This window comes from Methylobacterium sp. Ger2507, assembly GCF_055231875.1.
In genome coordinates, this window is the sequence record NZ_JBUYVC010000001.1 from 4,756,431 (window position 1) to 4,773,851 (window position 17,421).

The 17,421-nt window shown below is 67.1% G+C and carries 13 protein-coding genes; 5 read left to right on the forward strand and 8 right to left on the reverse strand.

Annotated elements, in window-relative coordinates; all coding sequences use genetic code 11:
- Position 1 precedes the first annotated feature (1 nt).
- On the reverse strand, positions 2 to 613 hold the full coding sequence (locus ACV7NL_RS22105; protein ID WP_463356893.1) for an MlaC/ttg2D family ABC transporter substrate-binding protein: 612 nt from the start codon (positions 611 to 613) through the stop codon (positions 2 to 4).
- Positions 604 to 1,692: a flippase-like domain-containing protein gene (locus ACV7NL_RS22110; RefSeq protein ID WP_247634586.1), complete on the reverse strand. Its 1,089-nt coding sequence runs from the start codon at positions 1,690 to 1,692 to the stop codon at positions 604 to 606. Before ACV7NL_RS22110 ends, ACV7NL_RS22105 begins: the two co-directional genes overlap by 10 nt.
- Positions 1,693 to 1,901: 209 nt before the next feature.
- On the opposite strand from ACV7NL_RS22110, the gene ACV7NL_RS22115 reads away from it, so the two are divergent.
- Positions 1,902 to 3,083 (forward strand): amidinotransferase, encoded by a 1,182-nt coding sequence (locus ACV7NL_RS22115; RefSeq protein ID WP_247634587.1) that lies wholly within the window; start codon positions 1,902 to 1,904, stop codon positions 3,081 to 3,083.
- 70 nt (positions 3,084 to 3,153) lie between these two features.
- On the opposite strand, the gene ACV7NL_RS22120 is transcribed toward ACV7NL_RS22115, so the two are convergent.
- From ACV7NL_RS22120 to ACV7NL_RS22130, 3 genes are all read right to left on the reverse strand, one after another.
- Entirely contained in the window at positions 3,154 to 4,326 is a 1,173-nt protein-coding gene (locus ACV7NL_RS22120) for a polysaccharide biosynthesis/export family protein (RefSeq protein WP_247634588.1), read from the reverse strand.
- Between the two features lie 348 nt (positions 4,327 to 4,674).
- Positions 4,675 to 6,129, reverse strand: coding sequence for an LTA synthase family protein (locus tag ACV7NL_RS22125; RefSeq protein WP_463356894.1), 1,455 nt, complete (start codon positions 6,127 to 6,129; stop codon positions 4,675 to 4,677).
- Between the two features lie 8 nt (positions 6,130 to 6,137).
- Positions 6,138 to 7,838, reverse strand: a complete 1,701-nt coding sequence (locus ACV7NL_RS22130) for a capsular polysaccharide export protein, LipB/KpsS family (protein ID WP_463356895.1) — start codon at positions 7,836 to 7,838, stop codon at positions 6,138 to 6,140.
- Between the two features lie 590 nt (positions 7,839 to 8,428).
- On the opposite strand from ACV7NL_RS22130, the gene ACV7NL_RS22135 reads away from it, so the two are divergent.
- From ACV7NL_RS22135 to ACV7NL_RS22145, 3 genes are read left to right on the forward strand one after another with little or no spacing between them, the layout of a single operon-like run.
- Complete coding sequence (locus ACV7NL_RS22135) at positions 8,429 to 9,715, forward strand: capsule biosynthesis protein (protein WP_463356896.1); 1,287 nt, start codon at positions 8,429 to 8,431, stop codon at positions 9,713 to 9,715.
- A 31-nt stretch (positions 9,716 to 9,746) separates the two neighbouring features.
- The gene (locus tag ACV7NL_RS22140) at positions 9,747 to 10,514 is read left to right on the forward strand and encodes an SDR family NAD(P)-dependent oxidoreductase (protein ID WP_463356897.1); all 768 of its coding nucleotides are present in this window, start codon (positions 9,747 to 9,749) and stop codon (positions 10,512 to 10,514) included.
- A complete protein-coding gene (locus tag ACV7NL_RS22145) occupies positions 10,511 to 11,365 on the forward strand; it encodes a formyltransferase family protein (protein WP_463356898.1) in 855 nt (284 codons plus the stop codon). The genes ACV7NL_RS22140 and ACV7NL_RS22145 overlap by 4 nt, the downstream gene beginning before the upstream one ends.
- 41 nt (positions 11,366 to 11,406) lie before the next feature.
- Here ACV7NL_RS22145 and ettA read toward each other — a convergent pair whose 3' ends face one another.
- The 3 genes from ettA to ACV7NL_RS22160 all read right to left on the reverse strand — a co-directional run bounded on the left by ettA (position 11,407) and on the right by ACV7NL_RS22160 (position 14,555).
- A complete protein-coding gene (gene ettA / locus ACV7NL_RS22150) occupies positions 11,407 to 13,059 on the reverse strand; it encodes an energy-dependent translational throttle protein EttA (RefSeq protein WP_056183671.1) in 1,653 nt (550 codons plus the stop codon).
- 262 nt (positions 13,060 to 13,321) lie between these two features.
- Complete coding sequence (locus ACV7NL_RS22155; protein WP_463356899.1) at positions 13,322 to 13,603, reverse strand: hypothetical protein; 282 nt, start codon at positions 13,601 to 13,603, stop codon at positions 13,322 to 13,324.
- Positions 13,604 to 13,691: 88 nt separating this feature from the next.
- Positions 13,692 to 14,555, reverse strand: a complete 864-nt coding sequence (locus tag ACV7NL_RS22160; protein WP_463357192.1) for a DNA/RNA non-specific endonuclease — start codon at positions 14,553 to 14,555, stop codon at positions 13,692 to 13,694.
- Between the two features lie 793 nt (positions 14,556 to 15,348).
- Here ACV7NL_RS22160 and dxs point away from each other — a divergent pair.
- Positions 15,349 to 17,295, forward strand: coding sequence for a 1-deoxy-D-xylulose-5-phosphate synthase (gene dxs / locus ACV7NL_RS22165; protein WP_463357193.1), 1,947 nt, complete (start codon positions 15,349 to 15,351; stop codon positions 17,293 to 17,295).
- The last annotated feature ends 126 nt before the right edge of the window (positions 17,296 to 17,421 follow it).

Below are 17,421 nucleotides of genomic sequence, written 5' to 3' on the forward strand. Positions count from 1 at the left end.
TCTAAGGCGCTGGTTTGACGGCGAGCATGCCGGCGGTGCGATCCCGCATGAAGGTGAGAAGGCCATCCGCCCCGCCGGTCTTCAGCGGCTCCGAGAAGCTGCCGCGAAGGCTCGCGACCTCGCTGACATTGCCGTTGAGATAGACGTCCTGCACCCGGTTTTCCGGGCCGACCAGGAAATCCACCTGCGAGGTATCGCCGTCCTTGTTGGCGACCTCGGTCTGAACCACGCGGTTCGGACCGCGCGCTTCGCTTTGCGGCTTTACGCTGAACTTGCCACCGGAGGCTTGCGCGAGGCGGGTGGCGTAGGTCGCGGTGAAGTAGCGTCCGAACGCGTCCGTGAGGGCACCCTGTTGTTCGGGCGTGAAGGTCTTCCACTTGGCCCCGGTGGCCAGACGGATCATCGCCGGAAAGTCGAAGGTCTCGCTCAGGGTCGGGCCGATGGTCGCCGCACGGGCTCCGACATCCTTCGGTGCGCTTTTCAGGGCGCTTTCGAAGGTCGCGTAGACCTTGCCGATCGACGTTGCGGCCGGATCGTCGATCGCATGGGCGGCCGAGCCGAGGAGCAGGTGGGCCGCGACGAGGCTCGCGACAGCAACGCGTTTCAGGCGCACTTCTTGAGTTCTCCGAGCTGGGGTTCGGTGCGGGGCCGTCCACCCAAATCATTGGCAAGCACTGGGACCAGGAGGTCATGCCGCAAGCCAGGCTCGCTCTGGGGCTCCGGTGCCATAACCGGATCGGGCTTCGATCCCTCAAGAGCATGCCAGGCGAAGAGACCAGGCACCCCGACGAGCAAGTCCGCCAAGCGCTTGACCAGGGACAGGGCCAGCGCCGCCTCAGCCGGGATTCCGAAGATCGCGCACAGGGCGATGAGGCCGCCTTCCTGGGCGCCGAGGGCACCCGGTACCGCGAAGGCGGCGCCACGGACCGCCTGGGCCAGGCTCTCGATCACCACCGCCTCGACGATGCTGACAGGGTAGCCCATGAAGTGGAGGGCAACGTAGACCTCGACGGTGCCGATGAACCAGCCGATGAGGTGAATGCCGAGACCACCGGCCACACGGCCGCGATGGCCGTAAAGTCGTTTGAGGCTGTCGTAGAGTACGTCGATAGCGCCGAGCGCGCGCCATTCGCGCGAGCCGGCGAACCGGCTGACCAAGGCCTGGATCACCTTGTGACCGCTTCGGCGCTGGATGAGATAGAAGGCACCGAGGGCGGGAGCAGCTAGGGCAAGGCCGCCGGTCACGGTCCGGACGATCGGGCCATCCCCCGCGATCCAGGCGAGGAGAACGACGCCCGCCACGGTGAAGAGGAATTGAGTTACCGCCTGGGTCATCAGGTCGACGAACATGCTCGCACCGGCGATGCCGCCGGGGACGCCGCGCTTGGTCAGGAGACGGGCACCGACGAAGTCGCCGCCGACCTGGGCGACCGGCAGCAACGTGTTGATACCCTCGCGCACGAAGCGCAGCGTGAGGCAGTCCCGCAGTGTCGGGCGCGTCGCCTTCGGGAAGATCACGAACCAGCCGAGACCGGCCCAGGCTACGGCAAAACCTCGGGCGACAACCACGATCAGCGCGCCCCAACCGGCGCTGACGACCGCGGCCGCGACGTCTTCCAGGCCAGAGGACAGGAACAGGCCGACGACTGTGCACAGACCGGCGATCAGGGCCAATGTCGTGAGACGCTTCATGGGCCCCTTTCGGCCTGCAGTGCAGCGGATCACACCGAGATTCCGCCGTGTTTCCGACCGCAAAAAACCGCCGGAAACGTTGAATGTCTTCGGAAGTTGCAGCTTTGAGAACCGTTGTCTATCACCCGAGAGACACAGTCGGGACCAAAGCGGCGCAGGTCGAAAAGCCCGAGAATCAGCCGCCCGGGCGGACAGGGGAACGGGATCAGATGGACCGCGAATCACAGATGACGGCCGACGAGGTCGTGCGCGACGACGTGCAGATGGAGCGCTATGCCGGCGGCGGCTTCGGCGCCATGCGTGCGCCCGCTGCAAGTTCCCCGGTGATGGCCTGGAACGAATGGGATCCGCTGGAAGAGGTCATTGTCGGAAGTCTGGACGGTGCGACCATTCCGACACACCACTTGACCGTGATCTTCAACCTGCCGCGGGCTGCTCAGCCGTTCTACAGGTTCGCCTCGGGCTTCCGCTATCCGAAGTTCATGAAGAAGCTCGCCCAGAAGGAGCTCGACAACTTCATCTCGATTCTGGCCGGCGAAGGAGTGAAGATCCGCCGTCCGGACCCGATCGATTTCTCGCGCAAGTTCAAGGCCCCCCAATGGTCCTCCCGCGGCTTCTGCGTCGCCTGCCCTCGTGATCCGTACCTCGTCATCGGCGACGAGATCATCGAGAGCCCGATGTGCTGGCGCTCGCGCTACTTCGAGGGCGATGCCTACCGGTCGCTGTTCAAGGAATATTTCCGCAATGGCGCGCGCTGGACCTCAGCCCCGCGTCCGCAGCTCACCGACGATCTGTACAACTACGACTACCGGGTGCCGAACCTCAAAGGCGGCGAGCCGATGCAGTTCACCGTCAACGAGTTCGAGCCGGTCTTCGACGCGGCTGACTTCGTGCGGTGCGGCCGCGACCTGTTCGTAACCCGCTCGAACGTGACCAACCTGATGGGTATCGAGTGGCTACGGCGCCATCTCGGTCCGGGCTTCCGGGTCCACGAGATCGAGAGCCGTTGCCCGCAACCCATGCACATCGACTCATCCTTTATGCCGCTGGCCCCCGGCAAGGTGCTGGTCAATCCGGACTACATCGACGTCGAGAAGCTGCCGGCCGTGCTCAAGAAGTGGGACGTGCTGATCGCGCCGCGCCCCGACCCGGTCGAGGGCTTCATGAGCAAGATCTCCATGTGCTCGCCCTGGACCTCGATCAACGTGCTGGCGCTGGACGAGAAAAAGATCGTCGTGGATGCGAGTCAGCCGACGCTGATCAAGGCGCTCAAGGACTGGGGCTTCGACCCGATCCCGGCGCCGTTCCTGTCCTATGGACCGTTCGGCGGCTCGTTCCACTGCGCCACCCTCGACGTTCGCCGTCGCGGCACTCTGAAGTCCTACTTCTAGGTCGAAATCGATTGAGTTTCGGCTGCAGGGGGCGCGTTCAGCGCCCCCTTTTTTCGTATCCGGGACCGGCTTACCGGGCCGTCGCGTAGAGGGAAGCGCCGGCCGAGACCGGCGCGGTGACGGTGGAGAAGACGGAGAGGACCTTCTGGACCTCGGTGAAGGGGGCGTTGGAGACGTAGACGAGATCGCGATTGCGCATGCGGAAGGCCTGGGTCAGGAACAGGCTGTTGGGGTCGCGCATGTTGATGCGGTAGACCACCGGCACCAGGGGCGTGCCCAGCAGCGGGCTGCCCGGCTTGAGGCGGCGCACCACCGCGGCCGGCTCGAAGCGGAAGATGAAGGTGCCCGACGGGTCGGCCTGGAAGTCGGACAGGCCACGCGCCTTGGCCAGGGCCTGGGCCAGGGTGATGCCCTCGGCCTGGAACGGGATCTCGGAGGCGTTGCCCAGCGCGCCCACCGCCAGGAAGGTCTGGGGGTCGCGCACCAGGGTCAGGGTGTCGCCCGGGCGCAGGAAGATGTTCTCGGCCGGGTTCGACACAACCGTGGTCAGCGGCACCGTGGCGGTCTGCGGTCCGCGCGAGAGGCGCACGAAGGTCTCGTTGACCGGCGCGCGCACCCCGCCGGCGGTGGCGACCACGTCGAGCAGGCGGTCGCCCTTGCCCGAGAGCGGCACGCGGGCGCCGGCCACGACCTCGCCCGTCACCGTCACGGTCTGCGACACCGCCTTGGTCACCGAGACCAGCACCTGGGGCTGGATCGCCTTGCCGGCGAGTTCGGTCTCGATCAGCGCCTGCACGTCCTGGGGCCGGCGCCCGGCCACCTGGATGCGCCCGGCATAGGGCACGCTGATGGCTCCGTCGCGCGGCACCACCTGCTCGGGGATGAGGGCCGACTTGGAGCCGGCCGAGAAGCGGTCGGCCACCAGGGGCCCGGAGAACAGGCCGCCCGAGCCCGCCTCCCACACCGACACGGCCACGTAGTCGCCGACCCCGATCACGGGTTCGAGGGAGGGCCGTCGGTCGCCGAACGAGGCCAGCAGGCTGTCGAGGGCGCGTCCGCGCAGGGCCTCGATGGTGGCCGCCGACAGGTCGACGATCTCGTAGCGCGCGAAGGTCCCCTCGCTCGTGGCGATGTCGGCCCCGTCCACCACCGCACCCGTCGTCGGACCGGCACCGGGAAGAAGCGACGAGCAGCCCGAGACGAGACAGGCCGTCAGGACGGCCAAGGACGCCTTGCGAAGCATGATTACTCTCCTGAACGGACCGCGCACATGTGCGGTCCGGGCCGTCGCCCATCCGGCTCGCGACCGGATGGCAGGGCCATCGGCTGCGGGGCGCATGGGCGGCGCCACTCTACTCTTGTCGAATTGCCGGGTGAGGTCCGCCTATCAAAGCGATCCTTACCAGGACGTGCGCTTTCAGGCGCTGGCCGCGTCCAACGTTAGCGGCAAAACGCTGCGATCGGATTAACGGACCATGCACTGCTTTTGCGGTGCGACCCGAACCTCACCATGACCCGTCCTCTCGATCACCAATGCGTCACGACGGAGGCAAGGCCAAGCTCAAGTGCCGCGTTGCGTGGCCTCGACCGGTCATCGCTCCAGGCTGTCGCGCAACTGGCGTCCGAGTGCGGCGGCGGTGAGATCCCGGCGGACCGGTTCGGTCCCTGCCGGAGGCTCGCCGAACTCGAAGATCGCGTAGTCGGTCGCGGTGCCTCCAAAACCCGGGCGGCTGCTCGGGAGAGCCGGCGCGTGATCGCCGAAAAAGCACAGGGTTGCCGGTACTTCCGCCAGCCCGGCGATCAGGGTCTCCATGGCGCTGCCGGTATGGCCCACGTGAGTCAGGTACTGGTCCAGAGGATCGTCGATGCCGGGCAGGCGTCCAGGCTTCCACGGGCCGTGATTCTCCATCGTGACGCCGAACAGGAACAACGGGCCGGTGCGAGCCCGGATTTCGGACAGGACCCGCTCCACCATCGCGGCATCGCTCACGTAGGGACCAATCCGCGCCGCCGTACCGAATGCATCCTCCATGATCAGGCGGTCGAAGCCCAGGCGGGTCACCACCTCGGCGCGGTTGAAGAAGTCACGATGGAAGGGATGCACGAAGACGGTTTCGAAGCCGGCATCCCGAGCTCGAAGGGAAAGGCTCGTCGGCTCACGACCGCCATGGGTCAGGTAGGGATCATATACGCCGAACCCGAGGTCCTCGGCGTCCGATCCCGTCAGCAAGGCGTGCTCGGTCCGCATCGTGTAGGCGCCGTGGGCTGGGACGCGCAGGCGGCCATACTGGGTGGCGCGCGTACGGATCAGGTCCATCAGGGGCAGCGCGGGGCCGCCGAGACGATCGGGATCGACGAAGGATTCGAGCTGCATGACTACGACAACGGGGACATCAGCGCGCGTCCGCGCAACCGGCAGCCTCGCTACGACCTCCGTCCGACGGTCGGTGCGCCAGCGCAGGGCATACCCGATCAGGGTCGCGGGCAGTCCGTAGCGAGCGACATCGGTCTCCAGCGCAGGCACCGGAAACAAGCGCGCAAGCGCTGCCGCCATTGCTCCCTCCCCGGCGAGGGCGACGGCACTGATCAGCACAAGCGGCAGGGCCAGGATCGCAATGATAGCCACGCTCGGTTCAGCCGGCAGAACCGTGGGCTCGATCGCGTACCATGCGGCGACGAGGGCGAGGGATACGACGATCGGCACGGCCATGCGCGGGTCGGTGAGTGGTCGCGTATAGTAGAGTTCCGGGTGGCGCGGCACCTGCTGCAACAGTGCGAAGTCGCTGAAGACCAGCGGTTCGCCGATCAGGGTGCGTTTCAGGCGACTGATCACCGTGAGAATGGCGACGGTCAGCACGCAGGAGAAGCCGGCGAGCCAAGGTCGCCACGAGAACTGAAACCAGAACCCCATCACCAGGGCATAGCCGGCGCAGCGGATGGCCAGATCGCGAGGTCGGCTGCTGACTGGGCGTGCCTCGGAGCCCTCCCCGGCCTCAATGGCAAGACTGAGCAGGACGGCGAGAGCGAAACTAGAGAGCAGCGTCATCAGGCCTTTCAGCGCCTCTGATCCCGGAACCGTTCGATTCCGCGCTTGGCGCGCAGGCGCCGCACAATCGGGTTGACCACCCAGTACCGGGCTCGCATCGTCAGGATCGCCATTGGACTCAGGGCCAGCCGCGATGGACCGACCGCATCCCGCGCCGCCGAGAGACGGTCCAGCAACTGTTCGGCCGAGCACGGTTTCAGCGCCACTGGATCGAGATAACGCGGATAGAGCAAGAGCGCCGCAGCGACCAGTTCGTCGAGGGCGAGGCGCCGGCCGCGATCTGCCCCGGGCGCCAGATCCTCGGTGAGGCCCCAGCCGGCATAGAAGGGGCGTCCGTGAACCGCGACGGAGCGGCCACGGATGAGAGCTTCGAATCCGGCCAGTGACGTCATCGTCTCCACGTGGTCGACACGATCGAGCAGGTCGACGATGGACAGGCCGCCGACAATCCGGTCGGCGAGCGTCAGCGCCTCGGTCTCGGGGATCGCGCCCGTGCGGAACCCGGCCTCGACATCGGGATGCGGCTTGTAGAGCAGGAACGCATCCGGGTTTCGCGCTCGGGCCGCCTGGAGCAGTGCCCGGTTGGAGCGCACGACCGGCGACCCGTGCCGGACCGACGCGTCGTCTTCCACCTGCCCCGGCACCAGAACAATGCGCCGGTCCTTCGGCCAGGGCCCGGATTGATCGGACAGGCCGACATTGTACTTCGTGAGGCGCCGCGCCACGACGAGGTCACGCAGAGCCTTGGCCCGGGCAAGGAGGTCCGCCGAGAAGGTCGCGGTCCGTAGGATCACCGCGAGGCGGTTCTCCGTGCGCGGATCATAGTAGATCCCGAGATCGTCGATCACGATCGACGCCCCAGGGGCAAGGCCGGCACCGAGGCCGACGGAACGCAAAAACCCGTCCTCGATGCGGGCGAGCGGCACGCCGGCTCCTGCGCAGAGTGGCTCCAGACGTTCCGGCATTCGGGTCGCCCAGACGCGGACCTGGGCTCCGTGCCGGCGGGCCTTCGCCACCGCATCGTCCGCCGTCATGGTGTGAAGCGGCGCCCCCTCCGGTCCGACCAGGAATGCGTCGAGGGCCGGACGCTTCCAGCGCGAAATCCCGACGAAGACCGTTCGCCGATCGTTGTCGCAGAACCTGTCTCGCAGCCACGCCACGCGTGCCAAGCACTCCGCGGGGGCGATGGGCGCACGCGTCCAGGGATCGAAGTAATGCACCCCGGCGCCATAGCGCAGCGCAACCAGATCGGCGGCCGTCAGAGCGGGCGCGTCATCGCCCGGTCGAGCGACCGCGCATCCGGCCAGCCTCGCTTCGGCGGCCGAAGCCCAGTCATCGACGAAGACGGTGCGGACCCGTTCGAAAAGCGCCCAAGGATTGGTCGGCCGCGCCATGACCCGGAGCCGGGTCGTCTCGCTGATCGACAGGGCCGGACAGCCGCCTGACCCGGCGACGATGAAGCTGCCTTTCGGGTCAGATGCCAAAACGCGCTTGACGAAGGCGGTCAGCCGCGCGCCGGAGCGCGCGACGGCACCCTCGGCCAGGATGAGGGCAGGGTCGGTCAGCCCGGCCAGAACCTCCGCAGCCATACGATGATCGCGCGCGAAGCGATTACGCCCGAAGGTCTGGGCCTCGCGCAAGGCCGTAGAGTCGATCGGCATGCCGCCACCGAGGTCGCCTCCCGCGTACCGGACGCGAAGGCTCGCCATGCCACTTTCCGGCGTGTCGTAGGGTGAGAGCAGCGGCCCCGGGCCGATCGTGCAGGCGGGGTGGTCGAGGATGTTGAGCCCGCGATCGAGCAGTCCATCCGCCCATACGGCTGGTGCCGCACCGGGCCGCCAGCGCCGTGCGAAGGGAACGCCCGTCGCAGCCGTGATCTCCGATTTCAGAGACCGGATGTGCGAACCTGTGGACAAAAAGGATGGCGGCAGGTTCGGGGGCATGAACGCTTTCGACCGACGTAACCGGCCGCTGCCTTAGCATCTTCCCGCCCGAATAGGACATGGATCGGGAGCAAATCGGGATTTCGGCCGGTAAGTTCACCGGACGCGCTGTTGCCGCGCGATCACAGATGAGGGGAATTCGTCATTGGCCCTACGAGCGCCCAATTGCTGAGGTGGTTGAGGCGTGCGACGGAATCGGCCGTCACGGTGGCCCGCGTTCGAACGGGCGCAGGAGCAGGCGTCGCTCGAGAATGCTTCAGCCCCGCGCAGACATGCCTCGTTCCGGAGAGGCCTTGCCGCTCGAAGGACAGGCCACGCCTCGCGAACGTCAGTCAATGGCTCGCGAAGGACAAGCGATGTCTCGCGACGGACAGGCAACCTTTCTCTTCCTCCAGGGACTCGCGTCTCCCTTCTTCGCCGAACTCGGGCGCGCCCTCCAGGCGCGCGGACACCGGGTGCGCCGGATCAACTTCTCATCGGGCGACTGGCTGTTCTGGCGTCTCCCCTCGGACAATTACCGGGGGACCTTCGCCAAGTGGGGCGACTACGTCGCGGCCTACATCCGCGAGCACGGTATCACCGATATCGTGCTGTTCGGGGATTGCCGGCCCTATCATGTGGCCGCCACTGCGGCGGCCCAGCCGTTCGGTGTCCGCTTCCACGTCTTCGAAGAAGGCTACCTGCGCCCCAACTGGATCACCTGCGAACTCGGCGGCGTGAACGGCCACTCGACCCTACCGAAGACGGCGGACGAGATCCGGGCGATCGCACGGCGCCTGCCCCAGCCCGGCCGCGCGATGCCGTCGAGCGGAGACATGGCCCGGCGCAGCCTGTGGGACGTCGCCTATAACATCGCGAATTTCGGGTTTCCCTACTTCTTCCCGCATTTCCGCAGCCACCGGCCGCACCACATCGCGGTTGAATATGCCGGCTGGATCAGGAAATTCTCCCGGCGCGCTCAGACTCGTCGCGAAGCGGCGCGTCTCAACGAGGCCTATACGGCCATCGGGGTGGATTACTTCCTGTTACCCCTCCAACTCGACAGCGACTACCAGATCCGCGTCCACTCCCCCTTCCTCGGGGTCGAGGGGTTCATGGACCGCACCATCGCGTCCTTCGCGACCCATGCGCCGGCGCCGACGCGCCTGCTGATCAAGCTGCATCCCCTCGATAGCGGGCTGATCAACTGGCGCAAATACGCGCGTCATTCGGCCAAGCGCCACGGGGTCAACGACCGCCTCGACATCATCGATGGCGGCGACCTTCCGAGCCTGATCGCCGGCAGCCGCGGCGTCGTGCTGGTCAACAGCACGGTCGGGATGCTCTCGCTGGAACTCGGACGCCCGACCTGTGCGGCCGGCAATGCGATCTACAACTTCCCCGGCCTGACCCATCAGGGCGGACTGAACACGTTCTGGACGGCGCCGACATCGCCGGATAGCGAATTGATGTCCGATTTCCGACGCGTCGTGCTCCACCGCTCTCAGGTCAATGGCGGGTTCTTCTCGCGCGCCGCCATCGAGCGCGCCATCACTGGCACCGTCCCGCGCCTGGAGGCCACGCTGCCGGCCGCCGCCCTCAATGCAGCGCGTGCGATCCGAGAACAGGCCAGCGAGCCCCAGGAACTGGCGCCGGTCTATTGATCCGGTCGCGCCTGCCGGGCTAGCAGACCCGATGCCCGTCATCCTCATCACCGGCGCGTCGAGCGGAATCGGCGCGGCCCTCGCCCGTCATTACGCCGCCCCCGGCACGACCCTGATCCTCCAGGGCCGGGATCGTTCCCGCCTCGAAGCGATCGCTGAGGCCTGTCGCACGAAGGGTGCGGCGGTCGAGACCGAGCGCCTCGACATCCGCGAGCGTGAGGCCGTGGCCACCTGGTTGACGGCCGCGGACCAGCGTCGCGCCATCGACCTCGTCATCGTCAATGCGGCGATCAACGGCGGCGATCCCGGCGGCGACGTCGAGACGGAGGCGATGGCCTTTGAAACGGTGGACGTGAACCTCGTCGGCGCTCTCAACGTCGCCTTGCCCTGCGTGAGCCTGATGCGCGCCCGGGGACACGGGCAGATCGCACTGGTCTCATCCCTGGCCGCTTTCGCGCCGCTGCCGGACGCACCCGCCTATAGCGGCACCAAGGCGGCGCTTCTCGCTCACGGACTGGCACTGCGCGAGAAACTGAAGCCGCATGGCGTGCGCATCAACGTGGTGACGCCCGGCTACGTCAAGACCGCGATGGGCGGGGAGTACCAGGGCTGGCGTCCCCTGGAGATCAGCGCTGAAGATGCGGCCCGCCGCATCGCCCGGGGTCTCGCCCGGAACCAGGACATCGTCGCCTTCCCGTGGATTCTCGCGGCAGCGGCGCGCGGCGCGGCCCTGCTCCCGGAATTTTTGCGGCGCCTCGGGATGAGCGGCTTCACGTTCAAGATCCGGGCCGACCGGTGACTCGCCCGCGCATTGCCCTGTTCGTGCTGGAAGCCCTGCCGAACGCCCGCGCCGTACGCCGCTTCGTCGACGAGCACGCCGCCGACATTGCCTTCGTGGGCCTCTCCAACGCGGAGCGGCCGAGTTCCGGCGGCCTCGTCGGACAGGTTAGGCGCCACCTGACGCGCTCCGGTCCGGCGATCCTGCCCTATCTCGGCGTCAATTTCGGCCTGCCCGATCTGCTGGCCCCGCTATCGCCCCTGACGCGCCGCCTGACGGGGTCGGGTCCTGCCTCGCGTGCAACGCCGCTCAGGGAACTCTGCCGACAGGTGAGCATCCCTACTCTCAAAGTCGATGACGTCAACGGACCCGAGGTGGCGAAGGCTTTTGCCGAGCATGCACCCGACCTCATCGTCACCTTCCACTTCGATCAGATTCTCTCGGGCACAACCCTGATGCGAGCGCCGCTCGGCGGCCTGAACGTCCATCCGGGCCTGCTGCCGCATCATCGCGGCCCCGTGCCGACCATCCACGCCCTGGCTGAGGACGAGCCGGCCTTCGGGGTCACGATCCACCGCCTCGCGGTGACGATCGATGCCGGGGCTATCCTGGCTCAGCAGGCCGTGCGCCTTCCGGGCGACACCACTGCGACACGGGCAGCCATCAGGCTGCACGAGCACGGGCGGGTGCTGCTCGACGGCGTCCTTGTCGACCTCGCAGAGGGCCGTCTACCCGCCGGCGAGACGGTTCCGATCCTGCCTTATTGCCCGTTCCCCGATCGGGCTTTGCTGAAGGCCCTTCGCCGTCGCGGGCGGAAGCTGACCGACGCGCAGGACCTGCGGGAGGCCCTGGCGCTGAGCGCCAAGGCCTGAAGAAGCGCCCGTCCCATCCAGGCGGGCGCCGAAGCTTCGCCTTACCGCGAAAACTTCTTGTACTTGATCTTCTTCGGCATCAGCGAGTCGGCTCCGAGGCGACGCTTCTTGTCCTCCTCGTAATCCGAGAAGTTGCCCTCGAACCATTCGACGTGGCTCTCACCCTCGAAGGCGAGGATATGGGTGGCGATGCGGTTCAGGAACCAGCGATCGTGGCTGATGATCACGGCGCAGCCCGCATAATCCTCCAGCGCCTCTTCGAGCGCCCGCAGGGTCTCCATGTCGAGGTCGTTGGTCGGCTCGTCGAGCAGGAGCACGTTGGCGCCGCCCTTCAGCGTCCGGGCGAGATGGACGCGGTTGCGCTCACCGCCCGAGAGCGTGCCGACTTTCTTCTGCTGATCCGAGCCCTTGAAGGCGAAGGCGGCACAATAGGCGCGGGAATTGATCTCGCGCTTGTTGAAATAGATGATGTCGTTGCCGCCGGAGACCTCCTGCCAGACCGTGGCGTTCGGATCGAGGGCGTCGCGCGACTGGTCGACGTAACCGAGATGAACGGTTTCGCCGACCGAGATGGTGCCGCCGTCCGGCGTCTCGGCCCCGGTGATCATCTTAAACAAGGTCGTCTTGCCGGCGCCGTTCGGGCCGATGACGCCGACGATGCCGCCGGGCGGCAGCTTGAACGACAGATCCTCGATGAGAAGGCGGTCACCGAACGCCTTGTTCAGGTGCTCGAACTCGATGACGTTGTTGCCAAGGCGCTCGTCGATCGGAATGACGATCTGTGCCGAGGCGTCGATCTTGTCCTGGGACTTCGCCACCAGCTCCTCGTAGCGGGTGATGCGGGCCTTCGACTTCGACTGGCGCGCCTTCGGCGAGGCGGCAATCCACTCCTGCTCGCGGTTGATCGCGCGCTGACGGGCCATGTCCTCACGGCCCTCCTGCTGAAGGCGCTTCTGCTTCTGCACCAGCCAGGCCGAATAATTGCCCTCGTAGGGGTAGCCGCGGGTGCGGTCGAGTTCGAGAATCCAGCCCGTGACGTTGTCGAGGAAGTAGCGATCGTGGGTCACGATCAGGATGGCGCCTGGGTACTGGCGCAGGTGGCCTTCGAGCCAGTTGACCGTCTCGGCGTCGAGATGGTTGGTCGGCTCGTCGAGGAGCAGCAGTTCCGGTTCCCACAGGAGCAGCTTGCAAAGGGCCACACGGCGACGCTCGCCACCTGAGAGCGTTGCAACCGGCTGCTCATCGCTGGGACAGCCGAGTGCTTCCATGGCCTGATCGACCTTGGAATCCAGCTCCCAGAGGTTGGCGGCCTCGATCTTATCCTGGAGCGCGGTCATCTCGTCCGCCGTCTCCTCGGAATAATTCATGGCGAGTTCGTTGTAGCGGTCGAGCAGCGCCTGCTTTTCGGCAACCCCCTCCATCACGTTCTCGCGGACCGACTTGTTGGGGTCGAGCTGCGGCTCCTGCGGCAGGTAGCCGACCCGGGCACCCTGGGCGACGAAGCCCTCGCCGGTCCAATCCTTGTCGATGCCGGCCATGATCTTCAGCAGGGTCGATTTGCCCGAGCCGTTGATGCCGAGAACGCCGATCTTGGCATCCGGGTAGAAGGACAGGTTGATGTTATCGAGGACCTTCTTGCCACCCGAATAGGTCTTGGTCAGACCCTTCATGTGGTAGATGAATTCGCGCGCCATGATGGTATCCCTGTCGTGTCGGTGGCCCGGCGCGCCTTGCGCCTCGACCCCCGGAATCCTCGTGTGCGTGGTCCCGCGCCGGCACCTGTTCGAGCCGGTCGGCGTACCGCGCGGAATGCGCCGATGCGGCCGGACCTCTGGCGCTCGCCGTGGTCGAACCGCTTCGCGTGAGAGTGTTGCGCCGGAGTATCAGGGCGACGCCGGACCGGCAAGAACCCGGACAAAGCGCACGACGGAACTGCCGCCGCCGGTCGAACCCACATCAGGCGAACGGATTCTTGACCGTCTCGGGCGAACGCGCCCCATCTGCGGTCTCTTCGGGCAGCGAGACCGCCTCGAGCGCGGTGACGATCGCCGAAAGCGTCGAAGCGAGCGCCCGCGCCCGCGCCAAGCCCGGGGCATCGCGCGTCAGGTCGACAGTTCCGTGGATGCCGATCCGGTCGGTCCCGTTCTCGATCGACAGACCGCCGATGGTTTGCACGGCGGCATCGTCGGCAAAGGGCACGAATCGGGAGGTGTCCGTCGGCGTTATCCCTTTCGACATCGAAACCTGTCCTCAGCAGAATCCATAAGGCGTCCCGCTGCGCCGCGGAGGAGCCATTTCGACCATCAGGTCCGAACCTGTCATCCGTTTAGAAGATCGCACGCATCAGGTCGCGCCAGAGCCGTCTGAGGGCACGATGCAACTCCCGCTTGGCCCAGGCCTCGAAAGAATCCGCGTCCGGGCGTCGGCGGTGTGGGGACCCATCGCCTTCCGCCGGACCCCGGGAATAGGCGCGGGGTTCCGGCAATGCCATGGCCGTTGCCTTGGCGGCGGCGGTTAGCGTCGGGAAAACATCGAGCCCGGTCTCCTGGCGAAGGACATCCAGCGACACCGCGCGCCAGGACGCGTCGTCGGCGTTCGGCACCAGATAGGCGCCCGCCTCTCCGGTAGCCGGGTCGTAGAGCGCCTTGAACAGTTGCGTCGGCACCAGCACCCGCCCGTTAATCGCCCGGACGGAACCCCCGGAATAGACCGGGCCGGTGACGACGAAGAGCGTTCCGCGGCGAGTCGAGAGGAGGCGCACGCTCTCCTCGATGGCGGCCCAGAGCCCCCGGTTCACGGCGCGGTCCTGTGGAACCACGTTGGCAAGACTGAACGACTGTGCCTGGGCCGCTTCGGTCGGCATGTCGCCGGCCGGAGCCATGTGACCGCGATCGAAGCCGCTGCGGACGTAATCCTCCAGGAGGGCACGATCATCGGGCGGCAGCGCGTCCTCATCGTGGAAGGCGTCGATCCGGTCGATGCCGCGCGCGGCCGATACGCCTTCCCGCGTCAGGCGTTCGGCCGCGTAGAGTGGTGTCCGCGCCACTCCGGAATGCAGCACCGCGAATGCGTCGTAACACAGCGGTACCAAGCGCTGGTCCAGCTTGACATTGATGATTTCGGGGCGTCGGCCCTCGGCGAACAAGGCCGAGCAATCCCGAGCCTTCGCCGTCCCGTGGCTTGCCAGCATCCCGGCAATGAGCACCCGGACGCATGCGCGGTTCCTCATCGCCGGTCCGTCAAAAGCACACGCGGACTTTCCGGGTTCCTTCGGGCGTGATGCGGGTGCGATAGCCGCAGGGTCGTCCGAGGGTTCCGTCGAACGGAGAGACCAATCGGTCGGCCGGGCCTGGACCAGCCTGGACGCCGCAGTGTCCGGGGGGCTCGCTCGGGAACGTGAAGGGCTCCACCGGCCGGTGTCTGAGCACCAGGGCGGGATCGCGCTCAAGCCGCCCTGCAGCGTCCGCCTCGCTCAAGCAGGCCAGGACCAGCACGAGGCTGCCAAGGGATCGAAGGAGAACCATGAACCTGCCTTAAGGCACGAGCGGCGGCTGGGAAAAGTGGAACGCACCGTTGATCCGAACGAACCGGAGGATTAACTGCCGGACTTCGTGCGCAAGAGCCAGCGGAGTTCATGCGTACCAGCCAGCATCGCAGCCGAATCACGATCCGGAATTCACCGCTTGGCCCCGTGCAGCGGAATCGTATTGCAGGTCGGTCCAGGCTGTGGACGCGAACAAACGTTCCGCAACGTGGCAAAGCTGCGTAATGGCGTTATAAGTGCGAATGAATGGCTTCGGTTTCAGACCGGAGCACGCATCGTTTGATGATCGGCCGGCTCTCGATCCAGCGAGGGTGGGCGAAATCGAACCGATGTTCAGCAAACGAACGGGTGTGCATCGGTGTCACGGCAAGAAACCACGGGCGAAACCTCGCCAGCGTCCTCCGCGTCCGCGTCGGGGCTGTCGGAGGGTCCGTCGATCCTGGACGGTCTGTCCGAGCCAGCGGCCCTGCGGCTTTTGCCGGAGAGCGAGCTGCAGGCGGTGGCCGATGCGGTCCGCACCGAGATGATCGACGCGGTCTCGGTGACGGGCGGGCATCTCGGCTCCGGGCTCGGCGTGGTCGAGCTGACGGTGGCCCTGCATCACGTGTTCGACACGCCCGACGACCGCATCGTCTGGGATGTCGGCCACCAGGCCTATCCGCACAAGATCCTCACCGGCCGGCGCGACCGCATCCGGACCCTGCGCCAGCCCGGCGGCCTGTCGGGCTTCACCAAGCGCTCGGAGAGCGTCTACGATCCGTTCGGCGCGGCCCACTCGTCCACCTCGATCTCGGCGGCCCTCGGCATGGCCGTGGCGCGCGACCTCGACGACGCGGCCGCCCAGGCCAAGGGCGCCCCCGCCCCCAAGCGCCGCAACATGGTGGCGGTGATCGGCGACGGCTCGATGTCGGCCGGCATGGCCTACGAGGCCATGAACAATGCCGGCGCGCTCAAATCCCGCCTGATCGTCATCCTCAACGACAACGACATGTCGATCGCCCCGCCCGTGGGCGCCATGTCGGCCTATTTCGCGCGGCTGGCCTCGGGCGACACCTACCAGTCCCTGCGCGAGACCGCCAAGCAGCTCGGCAAGCTCCTGCCCAAGGCACTCTACCAGCGCGCGGCCGCGGCCGAGGAATATGCCCGCTCCCTGGTGGTGGGCTCGGGCACGATGTTCGAGGAGATGGGCTTCCACTATGTCGGGCCCATCGACGGTCACAACCTCGACCACCTGCTGCCGGTGCTCAAGAACGTGCGCGACTCGGAGCAGGGCCCGATCCTGCTCCACGTCGTCACCCAGAAGGGCAAGGGCTACGCGCCGGCCGAGGCCTCGGCCGACCGCTACCACGGCGTGGTCAAGTTCGACGTGCTGTCCGGCGTGCAGGCCAAGGCCAAGCCCAACGCCCCGGCCTACACCCGGGTGTTCGGCGAGAGCCTGATCAAGGCGGCGGATGCCGACGACCGGGTGGTGGCGATCACCGCCGCGATGCCGGGCGGCACCGGCATCGACCTGTTCGGCAAGGCGCATCCGGACCGGACCTTCGACGTCGGCATCGCCGAGCAGCACGCGGTGACCTTCGCGGGCGGGCTGGCGACGGAGGGCTACAAGCCGTTCGTGGCGATCTACTCGACCTTCCTGCAGCGGGCCTACGACCAGGTCGTGCACGACGTGGCGCTGCAGAACCTGCCCGTGCGCTTCTGCCTGGACCGGGCCGGCCTGGTGGGGGCGGACGGGGCGACGCATGCGGGGGCCTTCGATCTGGCCTATCTGTGCTGCCTGCCGAACATGACGGTGATGGCGGCCTCGGACGAGGCCGAACTGGTGCACATGGTGGCGACGTGCCACGCGCACGACACCGGCCCGATCGCGCTGCGCTACCCGCGCGGCGAGGGCGTGGGCGTCGACCTACCCGAGCGCGGCTCGGTGCTGGAGATCGGCAAGGGGCGGATCGTGCGTGCGCCGGAGGGGGCGCGGGTGGCGCTGCTGGCGCTGGGCACGCGCCTGTCCGAGGCGCTGAAGGCGGCCGATCTGCTGGAGGCCGAGGGCATCGCCGTGACGGTGGCGGATGCGCGCTTTGCCAAGCCGCTGGACGCGGCGATGATCCTGGACCTGGCGGCGAACCACGAGGTTCTGGTCACGCTGGAGGAGGGCTCGGTGGGCGGCTTCGGCGCCATGGTGCTGCATCTGCTGGCCGAGCGCGGTGCGCTCGATGCCGGCCGGGTGCGGGTCCGCACGCTCACTCTGCCGGACAGCTACCAGGACCACAATGCGCCAGACGCGATGTACGCCGAGGCCGGCCTCGACGCCGCCGGCATCCTCAACACCGTCAAGGCCGCCCTGCCCGAACGGAAGGCCGGGCAGTCGGGTCGCCTGCGCCTCGCCTGATCCGCTGCCGGCGTATGACGGCCGCCCGGGCTTTGCGTCCCGGGTGTGTCTCCGTTGCGCTTGTCCGGCAGCGATTTCGATGACAAAAGCGCGCCATCCATGGGTTCGAAGTTCGCTTCGGGCCCG

What these genes read in the sequence shown, in the direction of transcription:
- ACV7NL_RS22115 (WP_247634587.1), top strand. Translation starts at nt 1,902, where the DNA reads ATGGACCGCGAATCACAGATGACGGCCGACGAGGTCGTGCGCGACGAC.
- ACV7NL_RS22130 (WP_463356895.1), bottom strand. Translation starts at nt 7,838, where the DNA reads ATGGCGAGCCTTCGCGTCCGGTACGCGGGAGGCGACCTCGGTGGCGGC.
- ACV7NL_RS22140 (WP_463356897.1), top strand. Translation starts at nt 9,747, where the DNA reads ATGCCCGTCATCCTCATCACCGGCGCGTCGAGCGGAATCGGCGCGGCC.
- ACV7NL_RS22125 (WP_463356894.1), bottom strand. Translation starts at nt 6,129, where the DNA reads ATGACGCTGCTCTCTAGTTTCGCTCTCGCCGTCCTGCTCAGTCTTGCC.
- ACV7NL_RS22110 (WP_247634586.1), bottom strand. Translation starts at nt 1,692, where the DNA reads ATGAAGCGTCTCACGACATTGGCCCTGATCGCCGGTCTGTGCACAGTC.
- ACV7NL_RS22120 (WP_247634588.1), bottom strand. Translation starts at nt 4,326, where the DNA reads ATGCTTCGCAAGGCGTCCTTGGCCGTCCTGACGGCCTGTCTCGTCTCG.
- ACV7NL_RS22155 (WP_463356899.1), bottom strand. Translation starts at nt 13,603, where the DNA reads ATGTCGAAAGGGATAACGCCGACGGACACCTCCCGATTCGTGCCCTTT.
- ettA (WP_056183671.1), bottom strand. Translation starts at nt 13,059, where the DNA reads ATGGCGCGCGAATTCATCTACCACATGAAGGGTCTGACCAAGACCTAT.
- ACV7NL_RS22135 (WP_463356896.1), top strand. Translation starts at nt 8,429, where the DNA reads ATGTCTCGCGACGGACAGGCAACCTTTCTCTTCCTCCAGGGACTCGCG.
- ACV7NL_RS22160 (WP_463357192.1), bottom strand. Translation starts at nt 14,555, where the DNA reads ATGCTGGCAAGCCACGGGACGGCGAAGGCTCGGGATTGCTCGGCCTTG.